We start from the raw sequence: 1,938 nt of genomic DNA, 5'->3' as shown, positions 1-1,938 counted from the left end.
CTTACTCGTTCATTGGAGAAGAAACGATAGGCCGCCTTGGTATTCGCCCAGTCTTGGCAAACCATCGGAATGCTCTGTCCGATGTCTCCACCAATCTGCTTCAGCAGCATGCGAAATCTCTCGCCAAGCCGAGCGTCCTGGAATTCGCACAGCGCAGCTTCACGGTCAAACCAGGTCACCGCGTCAGACGCCAACGGATGCGCCTTATCCCGGGCGCGTGAAGTCAGTCCCATAGAGCACCTCTTCTCGAATCAGGTGCTCATCAAAGAATCATAAGCCTTTCTGGCGACTCAAGTTTTTCGACTCAGCGCACCTCAAAAAATGTGGGTAATCGTAAGCTTCGTCGTATGCGTACGACCAGCACGCGCTCGGAATACTGCAATAGCAAGCGCCGAGCGATGAGCATATCGCCTTCGCATCTGATGAGATCGCCACCGAAGTCGCGGCCAATGCGGACGGACACGCGGCGCAACACTGAGTACTTGCACGGCGTCATGCGGATCGAGGAACTCGCTTCCTGCACTCGTTTGCCGGATTGGGATCGAGCGTGTCTCTTCGCGCAAGGCTGGGCTTCATACCAGTGTCCCTCGAAGCCGCTGCTATCACAATGAGCTTTCTTTCTTCCGAAGCGCCAGTTCCACGTGGGTTACCAGGAGGTCGCCTACCGCCTGTGCCGCGGAGACGAGCGGAGTATTGCCGGAATAGATCAGGCATCCTGTCACATGGATCGGCGGATCTATGGCGATTAGCCTCAGATCGCGATGTCCCGGTATGTCCGGGAAGACGATCTTTGGAACGATCACATTGCCAATACCAGCCTTGACCAAGGAGAGCGCACTGGCGAACGTATCGACCTCCGCGATGCAGTTGGGAGTCAAACCGGCCCCTTGGAATGCCCGGTCCAGCGCGCTGCGAACTCCGTTGGGTCGTGTCGGCAGCACAAGAGGAACGTGAGCCAGCCGCTCGAGCGAAATGGTATGCGCTACATCTTCCGCAAACGGTAGTCTTGCCATCGATAGTGGCTGATGAAAAAGCGGCTGTCGAGTAAAGCCTTGAATAGGCTCATCTTCCAAAAGGAAGCAGATATCGATCGCACGTGATGCGATAAGCGATCTCATGCGCAGAATGTCACCCGCAACCAGACGGAGATGCACTTTCGGTAGCAGCACCCTGCAGGCTTCCATAAACTCGCTAGCCCAGCACGCCGCAAACCCCGATGACATGCCAAGCCTTACTAAGCCTTCCGGTTCTTCTGCCACTGACCGGACCATGCGGCCCAGCTGTTCCACCTGCTCAATGATCGAGGCCGCCTCACGGTAGAAGAGTTCGCCTGCGACGGTTGGATGAATGCCGTGTCCACCGCGCCGGAGCAGTGCGACGCCAAGCTCAGCTTCAAGGGCAGTCATTTGCTGACTGAGGGCGGGCTGCGCCACGTGCAGCATGCCTGCCGCCCTCGTAAAGCTACCGGCATCCACGATGCCCAAGAAATAGCGGAGATGACGAAGTTGCAGGAAGTTAGGTGACATCAGTCGCGTTCGATTTCGGCAGCTCTGTTAGAGCCATCAGCATCATTTAGCACCCCTCTCATGCGCTCGGGCAAGGCTTCGACTCTGATAATAGTCTTGAGCATTGATTTGCAACAAGGTAGCGGCATGCCTACACCCTGACGCCGCGTGAGATTCAAACGCTTCAGGTGCGACTAAACGCCCTCGCCATCGACGCCCGTCTTTCGGGGGCGCAGTTTGGGGAGGTTATGCAAAGCTGTTGGTGCGTGGTGCCGACGGGTTCGTCTGCTCACCGTCTCTCCTGATTCGCGGGACAATCTTGCCCACCGTCAGGCAGAAAATCCACTTGTCGCCCTGGAGCTATGCGGGAAACTGGGTGATGACGGACTGAGATAGGCGGCGTATCGAGGCGGGTGTCGAAGCCTGCCAGAAC

The 1,938-nt window shown here is 57.0% G+C and carries 2 protein-coding genes; both read right to left on the bottom strand.

Translation table 11 applies throughout. The features are described 5' to 3' along the window. Positions 1 to 233: transposase (locus AAFX91_RS41210; protein WP_394570298.1), on the bottom strand; the 233-nt coding region annotated here is incomplete at its 3' end. A 369-nt stretch (positions 234 to 602) separates the two neighbouring features. Further along, positions 603 to 1,526 (bottom strand): LysR family transcriptional regulator, encoded by a 924-nt coding sequence (locus tag AAFX91_RS41205; RefSeq protein WP_394570297.1) that lies wholly within the window; start codon positions 1,524 to 1,526, stop codon positions 603 to 605. Between the last annotated feature and the right edge of the window lie 412 nt (positions 1,527 to 1,938).

The sequence above is a fragment of the Bradyrhizobium sp. 31Argb genome (assembly GCF_043638955.1).
Classification (GTDB): domain Bacteria; phylum Pseudomonadota; class Alphaproteobacteria; order Rhizobiales; family Xanthobacteraceae; genus Bradyrhizobium.
This window is presented reverse-complemented; position numbering and strand designations above follow the sequence as displayed.

Coding starts and splice junctions, on each gene's coding strand:
- AAFX91_RS41205 (WP_394570297.1), bottom strand. CDS start 1,526: ATGTCACCTAACTTCCTGCAACTTCGTCATCTCCGCTATTTCTTGGGC.